Source organism: Vallitalea okinawensis (assembly GCF_002964605.1).
GTDB classification, from domain to species: Bacteria; Bacillota; Clostridia; order Lachnospirales; family PQDH01; genus Vallitalea_A; species Vallitalea_A okinawensis.
Window position 1 is genome coordinate 378,955 of the sequence record NZ_PQDH01000001.1, and the last position, 22,295, is coordinate 401,249.

15 protein-coding genes are annotated in these 22,295 nt (G+C 36.4%); 3 read left to right on the forward strand and 12 right to left on the reverse strand.

All coding sequences use genetic code 11. The features are described 5' to 3' along the window. Nucleotides 1-21 precede the first annotated feature (21 nt). From C1Y58_RS01905 to C1Y58_RS01920, 4 genes are all read right to left on the reverse strand, one after another. Complete coding sequence (locus C1Y58_RS01905) at nt 22-1,170, reverse strand: ABC transporter permease (RefSeq protein WP_105614297.1); 1,149 nt, start codon at nt 1,168-1,170, stop codon at nt 22-24. Nucleotides 1,171-1,173: 3 nt separating this feature from the next. Continuing rightward, nucleotides 1,174-2,172: an ABC transporter permease gene (locus C1Y58_RS01910; RefSeq protein ID WP_105614298.1), complete on the reverse strand. Its 999-nt coding sequence runs from the start codon at nt 2,170-2,172 to the stop codon at nt 1,174-1,176. A 191-nt stretch (nt 2,173-2,363) separates the two neighbouring features. Further along, nucleotides 2,364-4,346, reverse strand: coding sequence for an ABC transporter substrate-binding protein (locus tag C1Y58_RS01915; RefSeq protein WP_105614299.1), 1,983 nt, complete (start codon nt 4,344-4,346; stop codon nt 2,364-2,366). Nucleotides 4,347-4,781: 435 nt separating this feature from the next. Further along, the gene (locus C1Y58_RS01920) at nt 4,782-6,017 is read right to left on the reverse strand and encodes a serine hydroxymethyltransferase (RefSeq protein WP_105614300.1); all 1,236 of its coding nucleotides are present in this window, start codon (nt 6,015-6,017) and stop codon (nt 4,782-4,784) included. Between the two features lie 337 nt (nt 6,018-6,354). Here C1Y58_RS01920 and C1Y58_RS01925 point away from each other — a divergent pair, with 337 nt between their 5' ends. Then, on the forward strand, nt 6,355-7,110 hold the full coding sequence (locus C1Y58_RS01925) for a threonine/serine exporter family protein (protein ID WP_157949899.1): 756 nt from the start codon (nt 6,355-6,357) through the stop codon (nt 7,108-7,110). A gap of 13 nt (nt 7,111-7,123) precedes the next feature. Then, a complete protein-coding gene (locus C1Y58_RS01930) occupies nt 7,124-7,582 on the forward strand; it encodes a threonine/serine exporter family protein (protein WP_105614302.1) in 459 nt (152 codons plus the stop codon). A 391-nt stretch (nt 7,583-7,973) separates the two neighbouring features. Here the strand turns inward: C1Y58_RS01930 and C1Y58_RS01935 are convergent, their stop codons facing one another. The 8 genes from C1Y58_RS01935 to C1Y58_RS01970 all read right to left on the reverse strand — a co-directional run bounded on the left by C1Y58_RS01935 (nt 7,974) and on the right by C1Y58_RS01970 (nt 21,027). Beyond that, entirely contained in the window at nt 7,974-8,816 is an 843-nt protein-coding gene (locus C1Y58_RS01935; protein ID WP_105614303.1) for a hypothetical protein, read from the reverse strand. Between the two features lie 76 nt (nt 8,817-8,892). After that, a complete protein-coding gene (locus tag C1Y58_RS01940) occupies nt 8,893-10,602 on the reverse strand; it encodes a S8 family peptidase (protein WP_105614304.1) in 1,710 nt (569 codons plus the stop codon). Between the two features lie 25 nt (nt 10,603-10,627). Then, nucleotides 10,628-12,337: a S8 family peptidase gene (locus C1Y58_RS01945; RefSeq protein ID WP_105614305.1), complete on the reverse strand. Its 1,710-nt coding sequence runs from the start codon at nt 12,335-12,337 to the stop codon at nt 10,628-10,630. A 33-nt stretch (nt 12,338-12,370) separates the two neighbouring features. Then, nucleotides 12,371-14,077 carry a S8 family peptidase gene (locus C1Y58_RS01950; RefSeq protein WP_105614306.1) on the reverse strand — a complete coding sequence of 569 codons (1,707 nt, stop codon included), beginning with the start codon at nt 14,075-14,077 and terminating at the stop codon, nt 12,371-12,373. Between the two features lie 22 nt (nt 14,078-14,099). Continuing rightward, on the reverse strand, nt 14,100-15,803 hold the full coding sequence (locus C1Y58_RS01955; RefSeq protein WP_105614307.1) for a S8 family peptidase: 1,704 nt from the start codon (nt 15,801-15,803) through the stop codon (nt 14,100-14,102). An 18-nt stretch (nt 15,804-15,821) separates the two neighbouring features. Further along, on the reverse strand, nt 15,822-17,552 hold the full coding sequence (locus tag C1Y58_RS01960) for a S8 family peptidase (protein WP_105614308.1): 1,731 nt from the start codon (nt 17,550-17,552) through the stop codon (nt 15,822-15,824). Further along, on the reverse strand, nt 17,552-19,261 hold the full coding sequence (locus tag C1Y58_RS01965) for a S8 family peptidase (RefSeq protein ID WP_105614309.1): 1,710 nt from the start codon (nt 19,259-19,261) through the stop codon (nt 17,552-17,554). The genes C1Y58_RS01960 and C1Y58_RS01965 overlap by 1 nt, the downstream gene beginning before the upstream one ends. 23 nt (nt 19,262-19,284) lie before the next feature. Beyond that, entirely contained in the window at nt 19,285-21,027 is a 1,743-nt protein-coding gene (locus tag C1Y58_RS01970) for a S8 family peptidase (protein ID WP_105614310.1), read from the reverse strand. 177 nt (nt 21,028-21,204) lie between these two features. Here C1Y58_RS01970 and C1Y58_RS01975 point away from each other — a divergent pair, with 177 nt between their 5' ends. Beyond that, nucleotides 21,205-22,224 carry a nucleoid-associated protein gene (locus tag C1Y58_RS01975; protein WP_105614311.1) on the forward strand — a complete coding sequence of 340 codons (1,020 nt, stop codon included), beginning with the start codon at nt 21,205-21,207 and terminating at the stop codon, nt 22,222-22,224. The last annotated feature ends 71 nt before the right edge of the window (nt 22,225-22,295 follow it).

Genomic DNA, 22,295 nt, shown 5'->3' on the forward strand with positions numbered 1-22,295 from the left:
ATTTCAAGTTGCATAAAAGTTCTATTTATAAGGGTCTGCAGCATCCCGTAATCCATCACCAAAGAAGTTAAAGGCTAATACTGCAACAACTACGTAAATTAAAGGAATTAATTTCCATGGGTATAACGCAACATTCTGAACTTGTTGTGCTTCTTGAAGTAAAACACCCCAACTTGTAGCTGGTGGTCTAATTCCTAAGCCAAGGAAACTCATTGATGTTTCACCAACAATCATACTTGGAATCCCTAAGGTCATATTAACAATTAAGTAACTCATAAAACCAGGTACCAGGTGTTTAACAATAATTTTTATATCACTTACTCCTGCCACTTTTGCTGCCATGACATAATCTTCTTGACTTAACGACATAAAGCTACTTCTAACAACCCTTGCAAGACCCGTCCAAGTAATGAATGATATGATAATCGTAATATATAAATACATCTTAACAATGGGTACATCAGCTGGTATGGCAGCAGATAATGCCATCCATAATGGTAAAGTAGGGAAGGACATTAAAACCTCAATAATCCTTTGAATGACTGCATCCACAACACCCCCGAAATAGCCTGAAATCCCACCTATTAATATACCTAAAACAAAACTTATACCCACCCCCACAAAAGGTATTGTAAGAGAGATTTGACTACCTAATAGTATTCTCGAGAATAAATCTCTGCCCATACTGTCTGTGCCAAATATAAAAATTCTACCAGGTTCCTCAACCCCAAAAAGATGTATATCTGTTGGTATTAAGCCAAATAACTTATACTCCACACCTCTATAAAAGAACTGAATAGGTAAAATTGTTTCTGTATCTTCAACAAATATTTTTCTTAATGTTTCGGGATCCCTTTCCGTTTTTAATGGATAGACAAAAGGTCTTATGTGAAACTTTCCCGCCTCATCGAACCAATGGATATCAGTAGGTGGACAGTTCATATAGGTACTGTCATAACTTGTTAATCCTTGTGGTGCAATAAAAGGTGCAAAGATTACTTGTAAATAAAGTATACCTAGTATAATCATACTTACTCTTGCTAGTTTATGCTTTATTAATTTACGTCCCATCAAAGCCCATTGCGATGCCATGTAATATTTTTCAGATAAATCTTTATCCTTCTTTCTTCTTATAAAAGTTCTTGTTATGTTCTCTAATTTTATTTTCATAGTCTACATTCCTTTACCATCTATACGAATTCTTGGATCTAACCACGCTAATAATATATCAGAAATAAGGGTTCCTATTACTGTTAGAATCGCCATAAAAAGCAACCATGTTCCAGCAAGATACATGTCTTGATTCATTAAAGCCTTATACATGACAGGTCCTTGAGTTGGAAGATTCAAGACGATGGCTGTTATAGTCGAACCACTAAAGATACCCGTTAGCGACCAACCAAGTGTACTAACAATTGGATTAATAGCTGCACGTACACAATATTTGTAAAGTATCCACTTTTCTTTAAGACCTTTTGATCTTGCCGTTAGCACATAGTGTCTATCTAATTGATCAAGCATTTGGGCTCTCATGGTACGAATCAAACCACAAGTACCTGCTGTTCCTATTACGATGACAGGTATAATCATATGTTTTAATAAATCCATAACTTTAGCAAATGTCCATGCACTGTGAAGGTATTCAGGTGAAATAAGACCTAACATTGGGTCGCCAAAATAGACAAAGGCTAAATACATTAATATAATTGCTAAGAGAAAGTTCGGTGTAGCCATACCTAGAAAGCCAATGATGGTTGCTAAATAATCACCGAAAGAATACTGTTTCACAGCACTATAAATACCTATTGGTATAGATACTAAATAAGTAAAAGCCATCGTTACTAAAGAGATAAAAATAGTTATGCCCATCCTCTCTTTAATAACATAGGTTACTGGACGATTATAGGTGAAAGAGTATCCAAAATCACCTTCTGTAATGATATTTTTCACCCACTTCCCATATTGGATATACCAAGGTTGATCTAAACCATAATGTTCCCTCATTTCTTCCAGCCTTTGCTGGGTAAAACTTTCGCCATCTGCTTCCATACGTGCAGTATAGTGACTTATAAAATCTCCTGGTGGTAACTGGATAACATAAAATACCAAAATAGAAATAATAAAGACTATGGGAATCATAGTCAATATTCTTCGAATCATATAATTTAACATGACGTCTTCCTTCCTCCCAAATTTAATAGAGAGATTATTTAATCTAATTATTCTTTATTTTTTTAATATTTTGAATTTATTATGTGATTTATAAGATCAATGAAGAATATATTGAATAATCTAGGATTATATTACTCTCTATATTTCTGAATTATAGGTGGAGAGATTATAGCTCTCCACCTGTTAATAGTCTATTGTTCTATAAAGAATTGTACAGGTCTTGCATGACCCCAACTACGGAATTCATCACATGAAACAATACCGTCTGGTACATTTTTCACTTTATTATTTACCAATATCAAGTTTGGTAATGAACTTGTATAACCAATTAGCCAGACATTTTTTTCATGTAATTTAATAATTTCATCACACCATTTATAAACTTCTTCACTTGTTGTTGCTGATACGACATTATCCCAGTATTCTAATAATAACGCCATATCCCCTTCTGGTTTCACACCCTCTTCACCATTTGATGATTTGTAAAGTCCATAAGCACTATTCCATACATCTTTAACGCGCATAGGAACTACATTATCAGGGCGGAAAGCTACATTAACTAATCCACAGTCCGCAAACGTTGCATCGATTTTATTCTCATATTTTAACTCTTGGTAGAGTGCTTCATCTGCCATCTTAATAATGGTTTTTATACCAATGTCTTGATAGTATTTTTGAATGAGCTCATTTCGTGTATCACTGTTTTTATCATTATCAGTTGTATAGAAAACAAGTTGTAACTCAGAGCCATCTTCAAATGTTCTAAATTCGTTATTGGCATCCCATTTCAATCCTATTTCATCTAATAACTGTGCTGCTCGTTCAACATTGTATTCAGTCCATTTCTCAGCCCAACCTTCTTGATAGTTAGGTAACCCTTTTGGAACTGATGCTTGTTGAGATACTGCAAGACCATTTGATGTGATTTCAGATAGCTCTACTCGATCAACTGCTAATGAAAGTGCTTCTCTGAATCGGATATCTCGTAATAGTGGCGCTAATTTTGGATCTTCGGATGCTTGATTAAGCTCGATACCATTACTTGACCAACCAACACTTGACCATTGTAAAATTCTATAATCACCTTTTGCTTCATTTTCTTTTAATACTGTAAAATCTTTAAAATCGTATCCAAAAATATCAACATTCCCAGCTAAACCTTCTAAAAGGAACTGATCGGTATCTTCATATTTATTAAATGCAATAGTATCTAAATATGGAAGTTGGTTACCTTCTGCATCGGTTTTCCAGAAGTATGGATTTCTTTCCATTATGAATTGTTCACTATTAGGATCATTTTTTGCAACCCATGCTCTAAGTGTAGGTCTTTGTGACCATACCCAATAATAGTACCCTGTCCATTTACCAAAACTTTCCAAATCGTTGAAACCCCATTCTTTAGCAATTTCTAAGGCTTTATCTTCACCAACAAACTCAGGTAAAATTGTTTTATAGAAATGTTCTGGTGCAAAAAACCACTTATTATCAATAGCTACACGTTCTAAAAATAATGCATTTGGATATTTATGTGTAACTTTTACAGTATAGTCGTCTATCTTCTCAACTTCTGCTCGCGCTTTATCACCTGAATCAGGATCTACTGAGTAATAACAGTCATACAAATCTTTTCCGAAGGTCTCAGGTATAAGCATATGTTCCCAATAGAAGAGCACATCATCTGCATTAAAAGGCTCCCCATCAGACCACTTCATACCTTCTCTTAGGTAGATGGTATATTCTGTTGAATCAGCATTCACTTCATAACCCTTAGCCACGTTAGGCTCAACACCTTGCCCATCTGATCTGAATCTAAATAATGCTTCCTCCGTTATGTAAGCAGCATCCCATTTATCGTCAATACCCCCCCATGGGAAACGCCATTGACCACCGTATTGTCCGATTTCTTCAAGTACTTCTTCAATCATTATGTCTTCTTTAACAGGTAAACGATCTTCTACAGGAGGAAGTTCTCCTGATTTTACTAACTCGTCAAACATAGGTGCTTGACTAAATCCTTCCTTAACTTTCTTAGGAGTTGTGTCACTATCACTGCTATCTTTATCCTCAGTTTGTACAGCGTTATCACTTACTTCTTTTTCATCACCTGTACATCCCACAAATACTGAAGCTAATAGTGTCATAACTAAAAGTAGACTCATAACCCTCTTACGCATAACTCCATCTCCTTTTTATGTAATATGTAATTTTAAATAAATTTCCAAGGATGAAAATCCTCGGAAATTTATTAACCGTAATAAAGAATGTTACGGCAAAGAAGAACCATACAAGGTTCATCTTTTTATTGTTAATGTAGTTTTTTCATTTGATCAAGTAAATTGCAATGTTCCTAAGGGAAACTTGATTGAGGAGAATGACTACATAACAAGCAAGATTTGAAACAGATATATGTAGCAATTAACAAACCTTTATTTCTCTTAAATTATACTGCTTTTCTCCTCTATTTTTAAGTGCTGTGATTAACGATTAATAGCCCAAATTAACGCTATTGGTTATATCTCATAAATAAAACCATAATGCAACGCCTTTTTTAGGCAGATTATTTAGAACATAGAAAAGCCCCGTATTATTAACATACGGGGCTTGAATAACTAGTACAATGGGTATTGACCAACTAGCTCTTTAACTAATTCCTCTGCTTTTTCTCTGTTACCTTCAAAATCAGATAATGTAAGATCAATGATCTCTGCAATAACTTTCATATCTTCTTCATTCATGCCTCTAGTCGTAACAGCTGGTGTTCCTAAACGGATACCACTTGTTACAAAAGGACTTTGAGGGTCAAATGGAACAGTATTCTTATTACATGTCACACCTACTTCATCTAACCATTTCTCTGCTTGTTTACCTGTTAACTCTTTGTTCTGCAGGTCAACCAAGACAAGATGGTTATCAGTACCGTCAGATACTAACTTGAAGCCTCTATTCATTAATTCTTCTGCTAATGCTTTAGCATTGATGATAACTTGCTTTTGGTATTCTTTGAACTCATCTGTTAAAGCTTCTTTAAAGCTTACAGCCTTTGCCGCTATGACATGGCATAAAGGTCCACCTTGGATACCTGGGAAAATCGCTTTATCAATTTTCTTAGCATGTTCTTCTTTACAAAGAATCATACCGCCACGAGGTCCTCTTAATGTTTTATGAGTAGTTGTTGTTACGAAGTCAGCATACGGAACTGGATTAGAATGTAATCCTGCAGCAATTAAACCTGCAATGTGAGCCATATCTACCATTAAATAAGCTCCAACTTCATCAGCAATCTCTCTAAATTTCTTGAAATCTATTTCTCTAGCATAAGCACTAGCCCCTGCTACGATTAACTTTGGTTGGCATTCTTTAGCGATACGCATTACTTCATCATAATTAATGAATCCAGTATCTTTATCCACACCATAATCAACAATGTTGTATTGTGCTCCAGACATATTCACAGGACTACCATGAGTTAAGTGACCACCATGAGATAATCGCATACCAAGAATTGTATCCCCTGGTTGAAGAACTGCAAAATAAACGCCGAAGTTAGCTTGTGAGCCTGAATGAGGTTGAACATTAGCATGATCCGCTCCAAATAATTCTTTAGCTCTCTCTCTTGCTAAGTCTTCTGATTTGTCAACATACTCGCATCCGCCATAGTAACGTTTATTTGGGTACCCTTCTGCATATTTATTGGTTAAAGGTGATCCCATAGCCGCCATAACTGCTTTAGTAACAAAGTTCTCTGATGCAATTAATTCAATCTTATTATTTTGTCTACCAATCTCTTGCTCTATGTATTCCGCAAGCTCTGGGTCTACATGTTGGATTTCTTGAAAATCGTACATTTATTAAACCTCCTCTATACTTATGACTATTGTCATTTCTATCACTTTAATAGGATGATTCTGCGACTTAATCATCTAATGCCATCATACATGATAGCCATTATTTCTTCAAGGTAATTTATCAATTTATTAATGATTTCTTTTAACAAAACAAAATCTAAGGAAAATTTCTTCAATTCAGATATGTTCATCATTATATCACAAATTATTTGAATAGGGTATATTTATCTCGTATTTTAAAATTATTGTATACAATTGAGTTAGAATGTTGTATGATATCTTTGAACTTGAATATTTATTTCTCTACAGGGAGATTTCTATACTATAGGTGATGTTGATGGATTTTAGATTAATTTTTAAGACTGCTCTATTAGCAGGAGAAATTATGTTAAGAAATGGTGCTGAAACTTATCGGGTAGAGGATACCATCAATCGTATATTGAAGACAACTAAATTTGCTGTCGTTGAGTCTTATGTAACCCCTACTGGTCTTTTTGCAACTCTTGATGACCCGAGCATAGATAGCATTACCATGGTGAGAAGGGTTGGACAAAGATCCATACATATGGGGAAAGTTGAAAAAGTCAATAACGTATCCCGTGAATATGTATCAGGACAAATTTCTGTCTATGAGGCTTATTCCAGGTTGCTAGTGATCAAAGACCTTGAACCCTACAGCCGTTTGATTCATATACTTTGCTTCGGGATTATAGCCGCTTGCTTTACTGTTGTATTTGGTGGTTCACCATGTGATTTTTTGACTTCTTTAATTATCGGACTTATACTTGGAGTTTTCCATAAATGGATGGAGTCGAGACAAATATCTAAATTTATAAATGATATCATATCCAGTGGCATGGTAGGTTTGCTTTCTATTTTGTTCACAGATTATCTTCCTTTAGGTACCGATATTGATACCATAATCATAGGTTGCATTATGCCCCTTGTGCCTGGGTTAGCTATTACCAATGCTATCCGTGATACATTGGAAGGTGATTTAGTTTCTGGTCTTGCCAGGGCTCTTGAAGCCTTTATTATTGCAATCTCCATTGCTGTTGGTATAGCCATATCCTTGAGCTTATTCTATATATAAGGAGTCTTACAGTATGTTGAGTTTAATCATAAAAACCCTTGCATCTTTTTTTGCCTCCCTTTTCTTTGCTATCTTGTTTAACACAGCTAGAAAAGAACTCTTCTATTGTGGTCTAACTGGTGCTTTTGGTTGGTTAATCTATATGATCAGTTTTGAATTTTATCCAAAGGTTATTACAGCCTACTTCTTCGGTGCTCTAGGAGTTGGTATACTATCATGTCTACTAGCTCCTAAGAGACGTGCCCCAGTTACTGTCTTTTTGGTTTCTGGTATTATTCCACTTGTACCAGGTAAAGGGATGTATGAAACCATGTATGCCATGTTATTCAGTGATTTTGAGAGTACATTTAGGCATTTTGCTACTACATTACAAATTGCTGGTGCTATTGCAATTGCCGTAGCATTACCATTGACCTTTATGATGAGATCTTCCCTTCGTAATGGAGCGCAGAAGAAAATAGAGAAAAAATAAAGAATTAAAATAGGCAGTAATTATTTTTTCATAAATAATTACTGCCTTTAACCTATAATTACTCTACGGGCATATACATAACCGCCAGCATATGCTTTTTCGAAATGAACCGTATTTCATCTAGGATTAGCCCTATAGCGTACATACACCGGATGACGAATGATTAACAAATCTAATACACCTCATGAACCATGTTATAGACATCACTATAACATCTCGTCATAGAATAAGATGAAGCCGCTATAGTTCAACACCCAATACTACTTAATGAACCTAGACCAGGATCATACATTACAACAAGGGTAACTAGAAGTAAGAATTACTTGTGTCTAAGCTATCTTTCGTATCGAGTACATTAATATTATGTCCTGAGATGAACTTTTTATTCCTCCTAATTTATAAAAAGTTGATGCATCATTCGATAGACTTCCATTTGCTTAAAAATAGTCATTGCCTGGCTATCATCAATGTCATCTATAAAATCGATTAACTCAGATTTCTGCCCATTTTCTTCATTCATGAAATCGAAAACATGATCTTTATAAATTTGATACTTTAGCTTAAAATTAATTTTATCGTCATCGTTTGGTCCACTATGGGTATTAACCACCATCATCATCATATCATCAAAACTTTCCAATACCTTACTCTCATCACAGAATCTAACGAATTTCACATGTCTGTTTTCTTCGCACCAGCCAATTGATACATATACATTATTTTTCAACTCAAAAACAAATGTATCTCTTAAGGCACATAACTGACTATACAGTTGTCTTCTGACTCTAGATAAGTGATAATTTTTTTTCTTCATGGTCTGATTAATTTCTGGTATTTCTTCTATCTCTAAATTCATTTTTTTTTGAAGTTCTACTTTGAATTGTTGAGGATGACTAAATTGATATTTTCTTCTCATCTCACTATTCTCAGCAAGTAATGGAGTATAGAAGAGCATCATCATAAAGAAACTTTCAAAATCAAAATTGTAAAAGTTTTTTTTCATTTGATTAATTGAATCAGCCAGCCTTAACATAGATGATGAGGGGTAAGTTTCTCTCATACGTCCATCTTCTTTTAACACTTCTGTTTCTTCAATAACAGCATAAACATTTTTACAAACTCTATAAAATACATCTGATCTAATATTTCTTTCCAGATAACGACAAACAGGCATGTAATTGATTTCTCTTGGGTTAAGGATTTTTCTATTAAATTCCTCTACAGTTATGGACATGTCATCACTCCTCAAAGTCCTTACTAAAGTATATGAAAAAGAGCTTGTGTTAAGTGATGAAATATGCGAAATAGGTCTAAAGCGTTCTAAATACGTTAATAAGATCAAGCTCCCCGAATCCCCATTCACCATTTGGATAGGACAATCCTCTTTTCCTTTTTGCCCCTCTAGCTAAATAGGATTTGATCGCCTTTGTATTCATCAATTTATCATGACCTTGAATAATGCCCCATTCTAACAATAGCGCCACCGCACCTGCTGTTATAGCAGCACTTGCACTTGTCCCTGTCTGATAATCATAGTTATTCTTGGGACTCGTACTTAATATATTGACCCCTGGAGCTACTAAATCAGGTTTAATTTTCATACTTGTAGTTGGTCCTCGTCCTGATCCTAAATAAATGGTTTGTGTAATATTATTATAAGCCCCAATTGTAATAATCCCCTCATTATTACCGGGATTAACAATAGTATTTGTTGGATCTGGGTCTAAAAAAAAAGTATCATCATCAATAAACCCTTTGAGAGGAAGCCATATATCAAAATTCCCATCTACGATCATATCGCCGTGTACTATAATATTCCAAAGGCCTGCTGAAGGATTTTCGATAATCAGAGAAATGGATTCAGTAGCCCCTCCAATTTCTCCATAATCATAATGTACGTTAATAATTGTATTAGAAAGGGGAAGATGAATGTCTTGCCATTGTCTAAACTTATAGGGTATTTTACCAGTACTGACACCAGTAGGCGTTACAATCTCTATAGATAGCCGATCAGGTAACCTCCCCCAAAGCATTAAGTGTAAACCTCTTTCTCCATCTGCAATATTTAATTGCACATCTTTTTTTGATTCATTTGGTTGAATTTTACCGTGATAATGGTGAGAGGTATTAGCTTCATTACCAGCTGATACAATGACACCAACACCATAAGAATCCCCAATAGTAGTCATATATTGTTGTAGTGCTGCTCCACCTGTATGGGGTCCTGCTGTTGAACCTCCTGCAAATAATAAAGCAACTGGCTTGTTAAGGGTTTTAGATTGGTTCATGATGTATTTAATCCCCATAGCAATATCATTCGTTTGCCATCCAATGGCATTTTCTTTGAACTGATAGAAGTCCATTAAGCACTTTTTAGCTTGTTTGAGCTTAACAATAATTAATTCAGCTTCAGGAGCAGCACCTTGAAAATTTTCTACTGGGTTAGACCGACCAGCTGCTAAACCTGCTAAATAAGTACCGTGCCCTACTTCATCCTTTGAAGGTACAATTGCATAAGGATTATTACTATCTAGTGCTTCATTTATTTGAATTCCCGTGTATTCACTCCCGTATAGAAAGCCTTCTGGTGGCTTTCCAATTATAGTTTGATCCCATATCGACAGAATCTTAGAGGTATTGTCTTCATAACGAAATGCTTTGTGGGTATAATCAATTCCTGTGTCTAAGATTCCTACAATAACGCCATTACCAGTTAGATTGAGTACCTCACTCTTTATAACCGGTGTGATACCAGCCGCATCCATTGCATGTGTACTTGTGAGACCATAAATGTAAGGTATTAACATATGGGGAACGTTGTAATAGAACTCTTTACAATCGTCCGTTTTTGCTTCTATATGCAATATTCCGAATTCTTTCGTTATATATTGGAAGCATTCAATACCTAATTCCAAAGTAATCTCTTCTGGTTCAGATTTAAGATAAGTGATGATATCTTGATAGTTTTCGGAAACGATAATCTCCTTACATTTATCAACACTCAGATCCTGTTGTCTCATAAGTCACCTCATTTCCTTTTCGTTCCTAAATAATTCTAAAGGTATTGAAGAGATCCAACTCTCCATAACCCCATTCTGGATTAGGATAATTAATCGTCTCTCTTCTTCTAGCTCCTCTAGCAAGATAAGCTTTTGCTGAAGTCGTATTCATTAAATCATCATTACCTCTTACGACTCCCCATTCCAATAATAATGCAGAAGCCCCTGCAGTTATAGCAGCACTACCACTTGTTCCACTCCTATATACATATTCATTATTCGTATAAGGTCCTAATAAATTGACTCCTGGTGCAACGAGATCTGGTTTTACTCGTTGATCCCTTGTAAAACCCCGGCTAGTATTTAGATAAATACTCTGTGATAGATGATTATATGAACCAACAGTGATTGTGCCGTCGCTATTTCCTGGACTCACAACTGTATCATAGGGATCAGGCTTTAAAAATAGAGTTTCCTGATCAATGAAACCCGTTAAAGGCAACCAAACATCAAATTCGCCATTGATGACAATATCTCCATGGACAATCATGGTCCATAGACCTGGTACGGGATTTTGGAGCAACATAACGATAGATTCTACTGCTGCTCGCTCCTCCATAAAATCATAATAGATATTGATAGTGGTTTGTTCTAATGGATCTTCTTTGGTTTGCCACTGCCTATTAATAAAAGGAATCTTGCCAGTACTATAGCCACTTGGAGAAATAAACTCAATGCTTAACTTGTCTGGTAAGTTGGTCCAAAGCGCCATATAAAGCCCTTTCTCCCCCTCTGCAATATTGAGTTGAATATCCATTTTCTTTTGATCCAAACCAAATTTTCCTCTAAAATGATGTCCAGCATTTCCTTCGTTCCCAGCTGATACTACTGTTACGACACCATAAAAATTCCCTATGTACTTTAAAACCTCCTCCAGCATGTCAACCCCCATATGTGGCCCTTCTGTTGAACCTCCGGTAAACAAGATAGCCACTGTTTTGTCTAACTGGACTGCTTTTTTAATAACATAATTCAAGGCTTGAATAATATCATTTGTTTGCCAAGCAATAGCCCCATCTTTAAACTGATAAAAATCCATTAAACATTTTTTTGCTTGCTTTAATTTCACAACTATGATCTCAGCTCCAGGCGCAGCCCCTCTAAATTCCTCTATGGAATTCCATCCTCCAGCTGCTAAGCCTGCTACATATGTCCCATGCCCAACTGTGTCTTTAGATGGGACGATTCTATAAGGATCAGAATCTAATAATGCTTCATTGATTTGCTCTCTACTATATTCTGTACCATATAAAAATCCTTCTGGAGGATTACCTATGATGGACTGATCCCATATACTGAGTATCCTTGTAGAACCATCATTATTCCTGAAGACTTGGTTGGTATAGTCGATACCAGTATCTATTATACCAACAATAACGCCTTTACCAGTTAAATTTAGTCCTTCACTTTTATATAATGTACCGATTCCTGCTGCTTCCATTGCTTGTGTACTAGTCAAACCGTAGACATTAGGTCCATCATTATAATCATGATAGAAATAAAAGTCCTCACACTGATTAGGTTCCTTCTTTATGTGAAAAACACCATAATCTTCAGTTAATATCTGGTAACACTGGGCATCTACTCTCCTTGCCACTTCTTCAATGCTTGGTCTTGTTTCCATAATCAGATCTAAGTAATCTTCTGAAACAATTATTTCTTTGCATTTTTCTATATCAAACTCTCTTCGGCGCACTTTCTTCACTCCTACCAATATGAAGTTATAGATTTAAAGAATACTAAAGGTATTAATGAGATTTAGTTCACCATAACCCCATTCACGATTAGGGTAGACAAGAATTCTCTTTCGACGTGCACCTCTTGCCAGATAGGATTTAATTGCTATATTATTCATCATTTCATCGTTTCCCTGCACAATCCCCCATTCTAATAGTAACGCTGCAGCACCAGCTGTGATGGCTGCCCCTACACTGGTTCCAGATTGATAGGTATACTGATTTCTTGGATAAGGTCCTAAGACATTTACTGCCGGAGCGACTAAATCAGGTTTTATTTTTTTATTTCTTGTATAACCTCTACTCGAACCTAAATATAAACTTTGTGAAGTATCATCATAACCGCCCACTGTTATGGTTCCCTCGTTTGTACTTGGATTCACAATGGTATCATAGGGTTCTGGTTTGACAAAAAAAGTATCGTCATTGATAAATGTATTCAAGGGCAGCCAAACATCTACTCTCCCATCTACAATGACATCTCCGTGTACAATGATATTCCATAGCCCACCAATGGGATTCTCTAAGATAATTCCAATATTTTCTGCAGCTGAACGCTCTTCCATGATGTCATAATACACATTAACAATGGTATCTTCTATTGGGATCATTTTGCTCTGCCACTGCCTCGCCAAGAACGGTAAGGGACCTGTGGAATACCCACTTGGAGATATGAGTTCTATCCTCATTTTGTCCGGTAAGTGACCCCAAACCATCATGAAAATACCTTCTTCATCATTCGCCACATGAAGTTGGATATCCATTTTCCTATGATCCTTTTCAAATTCTCCATAAAAATGATTACTTGTATTCCCCTCATTACCTGCAGATGTAATCACACCAACACCATAAAAATTCCCTAATCCTGCTAACATTTCTTCTAAGGCAGCTGTTCCAGTATGAGGACCTTCTGTAGATCCGCCTGCAAATAGAATGACAACAGGCTTATTTAACTCTTCTGTTTTTTTGGCAATATAATTTAGACCTTGCATAATATCATTGGTCTGCCAAGCTATGACATCGTCGTGAAATTGATAGAAATCCATTAAACATCTCTTTGCTTGCTTTAACTTGACAATAATTAAATCAGTGTTAGGAGCAGCCCCCTGAAATCCTTGGGATGGGTTAGGTCTTCCCGCTGCTAGCCCAGCTAAGAAAGTTCCATGTCCATCGGTATCAACCGACGGAACAATTGCATATGGATTGTCTGTTTGTAGCGCTTGATTGATCTGCTGACTCGTATATTCTGTCCCATATAAAAAACCATCTGGTGGGTTATCGATAATAGTTTGATCCCAAATAGAAAGAATCTTTGTTGTGTTATCCTCATAGCGAAAAACTTCATGGGTATAGTCGATTCCTGTGTCTAAGATGGCTATAATAACACCATTTCCGGTTAATTCTAACGTCTTGCTCTTCAAAACGGAAGTAATTCCTGATGCATCCATAGCACGGGTACTTGTTAGCCCATAGACGTTTGGAACTTGATTAAAAGCTCTTTTATAATAAAATTCTTTACATTCATCAGATTCTCTCTTAAAATGAAATACTCCATACTGGGGTGTTATCTCTTGGTAGCATTCTACACCTAAATCACTAGCTATCTTTTCTATACCCGTCCGAATATCCATAATCAAATCTAAGTAATCCTCAGAAACAATTATTTCTTTACACCGATCTTTATTTAATTCTTGTCGCACATCTTCACCCCTCTCACATATATTAGAGTATTTTGAATGTGTTATTAAGATTTAATTCACCATATCCCCATTCTCTATTAGGATAGATAATTGCTTCTCTGCGATTGGCTCCACGAGCTAAATAAGACTTTAAAGCATCTGTATTCATCCATTCATCATTTCCTTTTATAATCGCCCACTCTAATAAAAGTGCTGTTGCTCCTGCCGTTATAGCTGCACTTACGCTGGTTCCTGTTTGAAAAATGTATTGATTATTAGGATAAGGTCCCAGAACATTAACTCCTGGTGCTACAAAATCAGGTTTTACTCGCTTATCCCTAGTAAACCCTCTGCTAGACCCTAAGTAAATACTTTGAGATAAATCGTCATAAGCACCTACTGTAATAGTTCCATCATTGGTTGCTGGATTGACTATAGTATCATAGGGATTGGGCTTTAAGAATACTGTGTCGTCATCCACCAACCCCTTCAAAGGAAGCCAGATATCCAGCTCTCCATCTACGATAACATCTCCATGAATGACAATAGTCCATAGTCCTGGCAAAGGGCTTTCTATAATAACAGCAATGGATTCAATGGCTACTTTTTCTTCCATGAAATTATAGTAAACATTTACTGTCGTACCTTCTAAGGGGAATTGAACCTTTTGCCACTTTCTAATAAGATAAGGCAGTTTTCCAGTCGTCTCACCACTAGGTGAAATAAGTTCAATAGACCATTTATCTGGCAAATACCCCCATAAGAGCATGTGTACGCCTCTTTCACCTTCAGCAATATTTAATTGCACATCCATCCTGCTCTCATCTCGCTTAAACTGCCCTTTAAAGTGATGCTCCGCATTCCCCTCATTTCCAGCCGATAATACAACACCAACGCCATATACATCACCGATGTCAGCTAACCTTTCTTCTAAAATAGTGGATCCAGTATGAGGTCCAACAGTAGAACCTCCAGCAAATAAAATAACTATAGGACGATCGAGTTCGCTGGATTTTTTCACCACATAATTTATTCCTTGTAGAATATCATTGGATTGCCATGTTACAGCATCCTCTTTATACTGATAGAAATCCATGAGGCAATTCTTTGCTCCCTTTAATTTAACTACAAGTAAATCGGCAGCAGGCGCTGCACCTTGAAAGCCTTCACTTGTATTTGGTTGCCCTACGGCCAATCCTGCCAGGAAGGTCCCATGCCCTACAACATCTTTAGATGGAACAATGGCAAGAGGCGCTTCCGTTTGTAAGGCATTATTAATTTCCTCCCTGGTATATTCAGTACCATATAAGAATCCTTCTGGTGGTTTACCTGACTCCGTTTGATCCCATATGGATAAGATTTTCGTCGTATTGTCTTCATATCTAAATGCTTCATGGGTATAATCAATCCCTGTATCCAATATTGCAACCAGTACATCCTTACCTGATAAATCCAATTTATTATTGTTTAATACTGCATTAATGCCGGATGCTTCTAATGCACTTGTACTTGTTAAACCATACACGATTGGGACCTCTGCATATTTAGTCTTGTAATAAAAATCTTTGCAGTTATTAGTTTTTATATGAAAAATACCATACTTTTCTGTAATCTGTTGATAACATTCTGCTCCTAATTCTTTGGCAACTTGCTGGATACCAGGTTCAGTTTCTTTATATACATCTAGATACTCTTGTGACAATATTATTTCTTGACATTGCCTTATATCCAATTCTTCTTGTCGCATAGGTCCACCTCTCTTCCTTTAAATCATCCTAAAGGTATTGATTAGATCTAACTCTCCAAATCCCCAATCTCCGTTAGGATAATTTATATTTCTCTTCCTACGTGCTCCCCTTGCTAAATACGCCTTTAGAGCTATAGTATTCATCCTATCTTCGTTGCCTTTTACAACTCCCCATTCCAGTAATAAGGCAGCGGCACCAACAGTTACTGCTGCACTAATACTGGTTCCAGTTTGGTAAGTATATTGATATTTGGTATAGGGACCTATGACATTAACTCCTGGAGCAACTAAATCTGGTTTTATTCTTTTATCTCGTGTTAAACCTTTACTTGATCCAACAAAAAGTTTTTGCAGTACATCATTATAGGCACCTACGGTTATAATTGCTTCCGCTGTCCCAGGGCTAACAATAGTATCTTCTGAATCAGCATTGAGAAAAATGGTATCATCACTTATAAATCCCTTGATAGGCATCCAAATATCAAATTCACCATTTACCACAATATCGCCATGAATAATCATGGTCCAAAGACCTGGCATTGGCTCATGTAATATCACTGAAATGGATTCTGTAGCTCTTCTAACCTCCATATCATAGTAAACACTAATCGCCTTAACCTCTAATGCTATACGCACTTGCTGCCATTGATGGGCTAGAAATGGTATCTGGCCTGTTGTAGCTCCACTAGGCGATATAAACTCCACTCCTAACTTGTCAGGTGCATTACCCCACAACTTCAAATAAAGACCTCTTTCTCCTTCAGCTACATTAAACTCAACTTCAGTGGTTTTCTGCCCTTTTTTTATGACATCCTTATAATGATGCGCTGTATTCCCTTCATTACCAGCAGCTACTATAACTCCTATACCTTGATTCGCGCTAATACGATCTAAAGTCTTTTCTAATAAATTTGTGCCATTATGAGGTCCATCATTCGATCCACCGGCAAAGAGAATCGCCATAGGTTTCTTATATTCTAGAGCTTTTTTAACAACATAATTAATGCCTTGTATAATATCATTGGTTTGCCAGCCAACGGCTTCCTCATTAAACTGATAATAATCCATTAGACATTTTTTTGCTTGCTTTAATTTAACGATTATCAATTCTGAGTCCGGGGCCGCCCCCTGAAAATCTTCTATCTCATTAGGTTTTCCTGCTGCTATCCCTGCCAGAAATGTACCGTGCCCTACATCATCTGTAGAGGGTACAATAGTAGTAGGATCTTCCGATCGCAGCGCTTCATTTATCTGTTTATTAGAATACTCTGTGCCATATAAAAAACCTTTCGGTGGCGTTCCAATAATACTTTGATCCCACAAGGATACAATTCTCGTCGTTTTATCTCCATTCAGAAATGCTTCATGTGTATAATCGATTCCAGTATCCAGTATGGCGATAAGAACGCCTTTACCCTTTAAATCCAAACTTTCACTATTCAAAACTGGACTGATACCAGCTGACTCCATTGCACGTGTACTCGTCAAACCATAGATAGATGGTAACTCAGAATAATGATTGTTGAAATAATAGTCCACACATTCATCTTGATTAACTTCTATATGAAAAACTCCATACTCGTCAGTTAATTGCTGATAACATTCTACCCCTAGTTCCTTCGCTACTAGCTCTATCCCTGGACGAATATCCTTTATTAAATCTACAAATTCTTCAGAAAGTATTATATCTATACACACATCTATATTCGTACCATCTTGACGCACACGTTCACCTCTTTCCCATTTCATTAGATCATCCTAAAGGTGTTCATAACATCCAATTCACCATACCCCCATTCACGGTTAGGGTAGATAAGAGTACTCCTTCTTCGTGCTCCACGGGCTAGATAGGATTTCACAGCCATAGTATTCATAAAGTCATCGTTACCTTTAACGATCCCCCATTCCAATAATAAAGCAGCGGCTCCAGCAGTAATTGCCGAACTAACACTTGTTCCTGTTTCCGATACATATTGATTATTTGGATGCGGTCCTACTACATTAACTCCTGGTGCAACTATGTCAGGTTTTACACGCTCATCTCTCGTAAAGCCTCTGCTAGATTCAATATAGATCGTTTGTAGAACATCATTGTAAGCACCTACAGTAACGGTCCCATCTGTGGTCCCTGGATTAACAACAGTATCGTATGGATCTGGTTTTAAAAAAACAGTCTCTTCCTCTATGAAGCCCCTCAGAGGAATCCAAATATCTACTCCGCCATCAACAACTATTTCACCATGTAGTACAATGGTCCATAGACCTGGTAAAGGATTTTGGAAAATAGCTACGATGGATTCAACAGCTGCCCTTTCCTCCATGAAGTCATAATAAACTTGTATGATTGTATTTTCCAAAGCAAACTGATTTTCTTGCCACTGCCGAACACTAAATGGAACTTTCCCTGTACTATTACCACTAGGAGATATAAATTCTATAGCTAACTTATCAGGAAGATAACTCCAAAGTACCATATAGAGTCCTCTTTCACCCTCTGCCATATTGAGTTGAATATCCATTTTTTGTTGATCTAATTTAAACTTACCGCTGAAATGATGGTCAGCATTGGCCTCATTTCCAGCTGAAGATACTGTAACGATGCCATGAAAATTGCCATATGCTTCTAGAACTTCTTCAAGAAGTGCTGTTCCAGTATGAGGTCCTTCAGTTGAACCTCCAGCAAATAAAATAGCAACAGGTTTATTGAACTGAGTTGATTTTTGAATGACATAATTGAGACCTTGTATAATATCATTAGTCTGCCAACCAATAGCCTCTTGCTTAAACTGATAAAAATCCATTAAACATTTCTTAGCAGGTTTCAATTTAACGATAACCAATTCAGCATCTGGTGCTGCACCTTGAAACGCCATATCAGTATTAGGGTATCCTGCTGCTAATCCAGCTAAGTACGTACCATGCCCTACTTCATCCAAAGTTTGAACAGTAGAATAAGGATTTTCAGACCTTAAGGCAGCATTAATTTGCTCACTTGTATATTCAGTACCATATAAGAATCCTTCTGGCGGTTCTCCAATGATGGTTTGATCCCATATACTTAATATCTTAGTCGTGTTATTTTTATTAAGAAACGCCTCATGGGTATAATCAATTCCAGTATCCAAAACAGCTATAATAACACCTTTCCCAGTCAGATCTAATCCTTCACTTTTTAACACAGAACCAATTCCTGCCGCCTCCATTGCTCTACTACTTGTTAGACCATAGACATTTGGCACTTCCATGTAAGGGTTTTGGAAATAAAAAGTTTGACAATCCTTAGGCTCTACCTTCATATGAAAAACACCATACTCATCATTTAGGCGTTGGTAACACACTGCCCCTGAATCTTGCGCAACTTTTTCTATGTCAGGACGAATTTCTTTGATTAAATCCAAATAATCTTCCGAAGCAATAATATTCTTACATTTCTCTACATCCAGACTTGACTGACGCATATACACCCCTCCTCTCTATGGCATTATTCCGTTAACTTAAAGGTATTAAGTAAATCAATTTCTCCAAAACCCCACTCAGGATTTGGATATATTAATGAAGGTCGCCTATTCGCTCCTCTAATGAGTAATGATTTTGCTGTTAAAGTATCCATCTTAGGGTCATTCCCTTTTACAACTCCCCATTCCATTAAGAGAGCGCAAGCCCCAGCTGTAATAGCTGTAGCTACACTAGTGCCACTCATAGAACCATATGTATTATTAGGCATTGGTCCGCTTACATCAACTCCTGGTGCCACAATATCTGGTTTTATTTCAAAACTCCTTGTTGGTCCCCTTCCTGACGCAACATAAAGACTCTTAGTTACATCATTAAACGCACCTACTGTTATGGTATTAATATTAGTTGAAGGTGTGGTTACAGTTGTACGAGGGTCAGGGGATAAAAAAGTAGTGTTAGGTTCAACAAACCCTTCCCGTGGCAACCAGAGATCATAGCGTCCGTTGACAACTAAGTCGCCATATACATTCATGTTCCATAAACCTGGTGATGGATTTTTAAGTCTTATGAAAATAGCTTCATCACCTGTCCGCGCTTCTATCGTTACATACTCCACTAGAATCTCAGTTGTTTCAGCAATAAAAGTTATTGCTTGTTTTTGCTCATGCCTTGGTGGAATTTTTCCTGTTTCAGTCCCCCTGGGGGATGTTAGTGAAATGACATATTTATCTGGAGTGTAATTCCAAAAACTTATATAGAATCCCTTTTCACCTTCTGGTACATTAAATTGTAAGCTTTGAAACTCTTCATCTTTATCGTACTCCCCTTCATAGTGATGCCTTTTATTGGCTTCATTTCCACCGGCAACGGTAATAATTGCACCAGGTACCCTAGAGTATTGTTCCAGAATTTTTTCAGTAAAAGTAAAACCATCATGAGGTCCCATGTTATCGCCTAAACCTATTAGCAGTATGATAGGCTTCTCTAAACTCTTAGCTTTTCTCATTAGATAGTTAATACCTAAGATCAGATCATTACTTTGAAATCCTATTGCACCATCCTTGATAGAATAGAAATCACGGAGACATTCCTTTGCCTGTTTTAGTTTTACCACCACCAATGAAGCATCTGGTGCAGCGCCAATAAAGTTTTCTTTCTTATTCTCTCGCCCAGCTGCAACCCCAGCTAAAAAAGTCCCATGACCAATTTCATCCTTTTCAGGGACAATGCTAAAAGGATCTTCTGCCTGTAGGGCTTCATTGATCTGCTCCACACTATACTCTGTTCCATATTTAAAACCTTCTGGAGGATTTCCTGCAGATGTTTGATCCCAAATGCTTAAGATTTTACTGGTTCCATCTTCATAGATAAAGGCTTCGTGTGTATAATCAATACCCGTATCAACTAAACCAATGATGACATCATTACCTGTTAACTGTAATGCAGGTAATTTAAAAACCGCTGATATGCCCGCTGAATAGACTGCTCGTTGACCATTTAATCCAAAAATGTTAGGTACCTCTTGATAAGGTTGTATTTGATAGAGCTCATCACATGACATACCATCTCTTTTAATATGAAATACCCCAAACTGATTATTAAGTATTTGAACACAACCGGCATCATTAACTTCCATTTGTTCCGCTAAACCGATAAGTTCTAGCTCTCTAACCACATCTATATAGTCATCTGATGTAATAACCTCTTGGCAATTTTCATTTAATTCAGGACTTTCTAGCACCTCTTCTATGTCATTTTGCCTTTTCATATCTCCACCACCCTACTACAAGACCTTTCTACTCTATTAAATCATATGCAGGTTTTTCTACTCTGACCACAAACAATTACTCAACTCGGCTTTGTCAATCTTTTTCTTATTTAACTTAGGTTAAAATCATGCTATAATAGGATAGCAAATTCAAAGGAAGAGTAAGGTGAGGTTTCAATGAGTCAAAACGAAATCAATATACGCATCAAACAATGTATCATTCATATTCTAAATACTGAAATGCAAATGCCTGTTTTATCTGATCAGGAAATTGAGCTTAGTCATGAAATAGAAGAATATATCTTTAATCATTTAAGAAAGTATATACAAAATGATGTCATGAAAACTTGTTATTTTCATGAAGAAAGAAGCAATGTTTATAGTCAGATTCAATTGCTCATGAAAGATTCTGAATCCTTTGTCCCAGCAACAAAGACAATGGCTTATGAACTTTATGCTATTATGCTTAAGCATGTGGATATTCCATCTGCAGATGTTATTTTTACTACTTTTGAATGTGATAAGATGAACTATATGGGTATTTTAAAAATGAACTATAAGGCTTCTTATATTCACTATGTGGAAGAAGACCAGAATCAACATGCAAATCAAATTATCAAGCAACGAACGGCTCTTCCTACTGATAGTCAAAAATTAGATGAAGTTATTCTTATTAATCTCGATACAAAAGAAATCAAACTACTAGAAAAACGCTATGAGATTAATGGTGATAAAGACTTCTACCTATCAACAAAGTTTTTGAAATGTGATTTTAATAAATCCAATAAAGAAAAATTTGATATTGTTAATAACACCTTAAACTCTATGAATAAGAAATATTTCGATGCTGATATCGAGCAAAGTATGAGTATCAAGAAAGCTATGCTGGATTCTGTTGAAGAAAAGGGTGTCATCGATATTAATAAAGTTGCAGATACAGCCTTTGAAGATAATGTGGAATTGCGTAAAGAATTTACTGAAAAAATCCAAGAAAAAGGCTTTGAAGATACTTATGTGGCATTTGAAGCTGCTGTCCCAAGAAAAATCGAGAAACAAATTATTAAGACTGATACAGGTATTGAGATTAACATACCTATGGATCAATATGGTGATGTTGACTTTTTAGAATTTGTCAATAATCCAGATGGAACCATATCAATTATCATTAAAAGTATTCAAAAGATAACAGGAAGATAAAAAAATCAAAAGACCACCTTATCAAATTGTGTCCAAGCAACCTGATAAGGTAGTCTTTTATAATTTTACAT